This window comes from Microcoleus sp. Pol12A5 (assembly GCF_036701435.1).
Taxonomy (GTDB): Bacteria; Cyanobacteriota; Cyanobacteriia; order Cyanobacteriales; family Microcoleaceae; genus Microcoleus.
Genome location: NZ_JAUBQU010000199.1, coordinates 1 through 6529, shown reverse-complemented (window position 1 = coordinate 6529; position 6529 = coordinate 1). Strand labels below are relative to the sequence as shown.

The 6529-nt window shown below is 42.4% G+C and carries 3 protein-coding genes and 1 pseudogene; 2 read left to right on the top strand and 2 right to left on the bottom strand.

From position 1 onward, the window contains the following. Together QUA45_RS27280 and ltrA are read left to right on the top strand one after the other, a co-directional pair. Positions 1 to 724: HEAT repeat domain-containing protein (locus QUA45_RS27280; RefSeq protein WP_333222972.1), on the top strand; the 724-nt coding region annotated here is incomplete at its 5' end. A gap of 851 nt (positions 725 to 1575) precedes the next feature. Next, complete coding sequence (ltrA, locus tag QUA45_RS27275; protein ID WP_333101273.1) at positions 1576 to 3423, top strand: group II intron reverse transcriptase/maturase; 1848 nt, start codon at positions 1576 to 1578, stop codon at positions 3421 to 3423. 493 nt (positions 3424 to 3916) lie between these two features. Here the strand turns inward: ltrA and QUA45_RS27270 are convergent. Together QUA45_RS27270 and QUA45_RS27265 are read right to left on the bottom strand one after the other, a co-directional pair. After that, positions 3917 to 4759, bottom strand: a pseudogene (locus QUA45_RS27270) (TIGR03885 family FMN-dependent LLM class oxidoreductase). Positions 4760 to 4969: 210 nt separating this feature from the next. Beyond that, complete coding sequence (locus QUA45_RS27265; protein ID WP_333222969.1) at positions 4970 to 5821, bottom strand: DUF1206 domain-containing protein; 852 nt, start codon at positions 5819 to 5821, stop codon at positions 4970 to 4972. Positions 5822 to 6529: the final 708 nt, after the last annotated feature.

The window sequence follows — 6529 nt, the reverse complement described above, 5'->3', positions numbered from 1 at the left end:
ACCTCTCCTCAAACAATGGGTTGAATCTGACGATAATTGGGATGTGCGACAAGCAGCAGTCCGACAAATAGCACGGGGGTGGAAAGATGACCCGGAAACCTTACCTCTCCTTAAACAATGGGCTCAATCTGACGATCATTCGGATGTGGGATATGCAGCAGTCGAAGAATTAGCACGGGGGTGGAAAGATGACCCGGAAACCTTACCTCTCCTCAAACAATGGGCTCAATCTGACGATAATTCGGATGTGCGATATGCAGCAGTCCAAGAAATAGCACAGGGGTGGAAAGATGACCCGGAAACCTTACCTCTCCTCAAACAATGGGCTCAATCTGACGATGATTCGGATGTGCGATATGCAGCAGCCCAAGAATTAGCACGGGGGTGGAAAGATGACCCGGAAACCCTACCTCTTCTCAAACAACTGGCTCAATCTGACGATAATTCGGATGTGCGACACACAGCAGTCCAAGAAATAGCACGGGGCTGGAAAGATGACCAAAAAATATTTCAATGGTTGTGCGATATAGCTATCAATGATCCTTTTGAACGTCAGTCTAAGTTCCAATATAATCCTAGACAAACAGCACTTAAAATCATGGTCAAGCAATACTCCGATCTCCCAAAAACTTTAGAAATACTTCGCGATCGATTTGCCAACGATCCAGATGAACAACTCCGCAATTTTGCTCAGAAACAATTGGCAAAATTAGAGAATCTGTGATAGAAACACAAAAAGCAGAAATAAAATATGACTGTAGGTGCGATTCGTTTAGCCGAAACCTGAAAAGGGGGGATGGCTAGCAGCGATAGGGTAAGCCCATAAGGGTTGGAGTTCGCACTTTAATCCCCCATCGCCGATAACTTACTACTCATGCAGGTGAGGAAACCTGGTCGAGCATAAAGCTAAGACAACTAGGGGAAAGCGGGAAAGATAAAGGTCACACCGACATCATAACCAAAATCCAAAATAAACCAAGTCCTGACATCATGGTGCGTGATTGAAAGCACACAAAGAACCAAAGTTAAATTTTGGTTTCCTCTACACAAAGATTGACAACCTTGGTGTAAAGCGAGGGTGAAAGTGGTCAATCGGGATAGCTGAATACCGACACCGCAAGCAAAAATCCTATAACCGAATCATTGCGAAAGCAATGAAGTCGTGGGGTAGAAGCGCAAGCTAACGAATTGTCGATTCAACCGTCGAAACTTATTACCAGAGGATATAAGCTAATCAGATTTATCTGAACTTCTGGGTCAGGAATATCTGACAAGGGTAAGGACTATCAGGTCTCTACTACCGAGATAGCGCACCACCTAGAACCCCGGCGGAGAGACAAACCCTAACGGATTTAATCAATGAATAGTAGGAACGAAGTAATCCTTTTGTATGCTCCTCATAAATTCCAATTGTTGAGGTAGGCTGTCAGGCTACACGCTACGAAAGGCAGGGATGGTTTAAGAAGCCAATGCCTAACCTGAAATAACAGGTAATGCCGAAAAAGGGATGGGGTAATGCCCAGGATATGCTGACGTAAACCGCGAAGGTGATTAAGTGAAAAGGTGCCATTAGTAATGAACAAGCCTAAATCTGATTTGGAATCAAATACAGAGGGATGGAAAGCTATCAATTGGCGTCAAGCCGAAAGATATGTTTTCAAATTGCAAAAACGCATTTTCACTGCTTCCCGTTGTGGAGATGTCAAGAAAGTTCGCAAACTTCAAAAGACGCTGATGAGGTCTTGGTCTAATAGGATTTTGTCAGTAAGAAGGGTCACTCAGGACAACCAGGGAAAAAAGACGGCAGGAGTGGACGGGTTGAAAAGCCTATCCCCAGCAGATCGTCTAGAACTGGCAAGGGAATTAAAGCTAACTGGAAAATCCCAACCAACGAGAAGAGTTTGGATACCAAAGCCAGGAAGTAATGAAAAACGCCCACTGGGAATACCTATAATATATGACAGAGCTTTACAAGCCGTAGTAAAATCCGCACTTGAGCCGGAATGGGAGGCAACTTTTGAGCCAAACAGCTATGGTTTTAGACCTGGCAGGTCATGTCACGATGCGATTAGGCAGATTAAACTCTGTATTCAACATAAGGCGAAGTTTGTATTAGATGCAGACATAGCCAAGTGTTTTGACCGCATCAACCATTATGAACTACTCCAAAAGTTGAATATAAGAGGCAAAGTCAGGAGACAAGTAAAATCCTGGCTAAAGTCTGGAGTAATTGACGAAGGAGTATTCACTGCAACATCTGAGGGTACGCCACAGGGCGGGGTCATCTCTCCGCTATTGGCAAATATTGCCCTCCACGGTTTGGAGCAACACATAGAAAAAGAGTTTCCAACCAATTCAAATGGATACTTAGAAAGGTCAATTTCCAGATTTGGGAAATTTGTAGGCAGACCAAATATTGTCCGGTACGCCGATGACTTTGTAATTCTATGTGAAGAAAAAACCTTAGTCCAAAGATGCCGAGAGATGATCTCGGAATGGTTGGCTGGCATAGGTTTAGAATTAAAACCTGAAAAGACGAGACTAACTCACACTTTCAAGAAGGAATTGAGTGAGGATGGTAAAGCTGGATTTGACTTTTTAGGTCATCATATCCAGCAATACCCTGTTGGAAAACATCGGAGTAGTTTAGGTACGCACGGTGAAATATTAGGTTTTAACACACTCATCACCCCAAATAAGAAGTCAAGTAAGGCTCACCAAGAGGAAATCGGAAGAATCATCAAAAAACATAGGTCATCGCCACAATCGGCGTTAATTAAAGACTTAAACCCTGTAATAAGGGGATGGACTTCTTTCTATACAAACTCTGATGCTAAAACCGTTGGAGAACTCAAAAAACAAGATCACCTCACATACCTGAAACTTCGACGTTGGGCAAAACGCCGTTGTGGAAATATCAAGGCAGGACACCAACTGTATTGGCACACCATTGGCGGCAATAACTGGGTATTCTCAACCAGAGAGAAGGGAACGAACCCCATTCGGTTACTAAAACATAGTGAATTTGAGTGTAGCAGCACCGACTATGTGAAAGTTAAAGGAGATAAAAGTCCTTACGATGGCGACCTAGTTTATTGGAGTTCAAGAATGGGAAAAAACCCTGAATTGTCAAGTCGATTGGCACTGCTATTAAAAAAGCAGAAGGGTAAATGCTCTCATTGCGAATTTATTTTCAGAAATGAAGATGTAATGGAAGTTGACCACATCGTCCCTAGAGCCATTGGAGGTAAGGATGATTACAAAAATCTTCAACTATTGCATCGGCATTGTCACGATGTTAAAACCAAAACCGACTTGGAATTAATCAGGAAACACAACCTGGAACTCGTATCTTCAGGAAAGAAACCTAAAGCAAGTCGCAAGAAAGGGAAGCTCTCAAATGACAAGAGTACACCCGAGTAGCCGTGTGCAGTGAAAGTTGCAAGCACGGTTCCGAATGGGAGGGAGAGGATAGTAATATCTTCTCTCGACCCTAACTAGGACACGATTAATTACACAAAACTATGGGCTACAAGCCTTATAGAGTAAAAAATTAGCAAATAATCAGTTTGCAATTAATTCTATTCAATTACTTGATGCAACCGAGTTACTCCGTCGGGGGAGTGCTACGGCGCTAATTAATCAAGCTTTGGTTGACCAAAGTCAGATACAACAACTGTCTAATCATGAGGAAGCTACGAAATAGCTTTCTGCTAGTGCTGCTAAAAACCCTAATTGATTTTTGAACCAGTATCCATCATAAGGGCGATCGCATCTACATACTGATTTTCCACCATCAACTTTTTGTCAGTGCTGGCACAAATTTTTCGCTAAACACCTCAATAAACTGCTCTTGTTCTCGGTTAACGTTGTCCAAAATTAGTTCACCCAACCCCTATTCAATATCTTTTTGCAACTACTCAATATGCTGCTCTGGGTCTGCCGAGATGTGGAGGTGTTGATATAACTCCTCTGGTTTCACAAACTCCCCGGTGGCATCAAATTGATTTGGTGTTATCAGTTCGGTCAACATTTTGCTTCTGAAGATGTTACTACGCCATTTATCGTGAGCGCCTTGTAGTGCTTTCTCTGCATTACTGTCATAGGAAAGCTGCACTTTCAAAATCATTGGTTTCCCTTCTCCCCCACCGCGACGAAACGCATCGACGACTTTTTTTAATTTTTCAGGTGGGCGAGAAGTAGTAATTAATCCATCAGCCCAACTGCCCAACCATTCTGCTGTTTCTGGGGTAACTGCCGCGCCGATAATTAATGGGAGAATTTCCGGCCGGGTATAGAGTTTTGCATCTTCTACGCACACTAAACCGCGATGGGTGACGGTTTCTCCTGCCCAAAGGGCGCGGATAATATCGACACATTCTTTGAGGCGCGTGTTGCGGCTCTTAGTAAGTCAAGTCACTTATCCCCAGTAATATTTATCGTTCAACGCTTGACCGCTGCCAACCGTGAGCCAAAAACTATTTGGAAACATTTCTGCCAACGTTGCCGCAGCTTGGGCAATAATAGCCGGATGATACCGCTGTCCGGGAGCGCAAACAACCCGATAGGAAAGCCTCGGCGTTGCTTGCATTGCTGCACCCAACCAAGACCAAGCAAAACCACTTTGTCCTTGCGCTTCACTCCAAGGATGAAAGTGATCGGAAGAAAGGATGTGGGTAAAGCCAGCTTGTTCGGCCATTTGGACATATTTCAGTAGTTCGCTGGGCTTAAACTCTTTGTGGGAAGCATGATAACCAATTTTTGCTATCAGTTTTTAGGAGTTTTGAGTTGACTAGGGGCGGTGCATCCTTATCCTCCCTGAGTTTTTAGTTAAAATATCCAGACTTACAAGCAGGTGATTGAATCAAGACGCCTACTAAAAGTTATGAGTTTTGAGTTAGATAAGTTTTGACTTCACCCAAAATAATCTTGGACTCAAAATTCATAACTTTCTGTATAACGGTTAAGCTTATGAGCGGAAAATTCGCCTATAGCGAGCTTCAATTACCGAGTAAATTCCATAGGCAATTAAACCCAAAGGTACTAAACCCAAAATCACTGGACTAAAAGGCTGTTGTCCCAGAATTGCCAACACCTCGCCCAATCCCTTCGTTTGACTGGCATCCGATAGCCTTGCTGCTTGAATTAAGAAAAAACCGATTATAACAAAAACAATTCCACGGGCAGCAATTCCGAATCGACCCAACCGTGTCGCCCAATTTTGCTCGGTTTGGCTCATTTCTTCTAGCTTGAAATGGCGGCGAAATTTGGCTTTATATGCTTCATAAAAATAAGAAAATCCTACACCAATAACAATTGATCCTGCCAATCCTACCAGCCATTGTCCAAACGGTTGCGCTAAAATTTGGGCTGTCAAATCTTGGGTTGTATCGCTATTACCACCGCCCGAACCAATTATCAGTTTTACAGCCGTTAAAGCCAAACCTGCGTAAGCTAAAGCACTTAAGGCGTAGCCAATGCGTTGGGCAATTCGCTTGGCATCCATTTTCTGTCCTTGGTGTTCTGGATCTAGAATTGTCTGAACGATACGCCAAAGGGCATAACCAATAATGCCAATCGTTACCAGAAATAGCATAAATTTACCGAAAGGTTGGTTAACAATGGCTGATAATGCACCGGTAGTATTGGTTGTCCTGCCGCCCATACTAAAGGCTGCTTGTGCTGCTAAAAAACCGACAATAAAGTAAACTAAGCCTTTTGAAGCATATCCCAATCTTGCCAGTCGCTCAAACCAGGCATGAGAAGCTGCTTGTCGAATTGATTGTTGAATGTTGTCGGTGGGTGAGTTCTGCGGTTTCATATCTTTTATACTTTAGTTGTTAACGGTGGCTGGCCTAGGCATATGGTGAGTTCCTTTCCAGTTAAATGAGTTTTTAAACAAATAATTTATGTTATTATCTATTAATTTAATAATTAGCTTGTTTAGAATTTTTTTTCATCAGTCTTGAGCGGGAGTGTCCGCGGTTGATTGATTTATAAATTTCACATTTATTAGCCTTGACAAATCTAGCTTTATGGGCTATGAGATAGCTTCGATGATGGAGCAGTCGGCCAGCAGTCTCGTATATCTTTGATTCAAACTTGTTTAACCAAAGTTTTAATAACAATTATAATTGACGGCGCTAAAAATAATTCCAAAAAAAACAATGAAAATCTAAATGCTGTCTAGAGTGTTAATGTGTAATTGGAAAGCAAATATCCCTGCTTTTTCATAAGGATCTGGGTGACCAAATTCCCTGCTGCCATTTGTTTAATTGGGAAATATAGCAACAACACCTCACCTGCTTTCCAATGCTAATCTAATAAAGGCAGCCCTGCTAAAATTACGCTTAAAAATTAGCCGATATAGGGAATAAAAGCGCACATAAATGCCACAACTCCTTTGACACAAAGCAGTATCACTTGCCAAACAAAGCAATAATGGTTGTAATATAAGTAGGTCGGGCTGAAAAGACTGAAGTATGTAAAGATAGGTAAACGAGGCAACAGTTATAGCTAGGTAATGAGT

What these genes read in the sequence shown, in the direction of transcription:
- ltrA (WP_333101273.1), top strand. Translation starts at nt 1,576, where the DNA reads ATGAACAAGCCTAAATCTGATTTGGAATCAAATACAGAGGGATGGAAA.
- QUA45_RS27265 (WP_333222969.1), bottom strand. Translation starts at nt 5,821, where the DNA reads ATGAAACCGCAGAACTCACCCACCGACAACATTCAACAATCAATTCGA.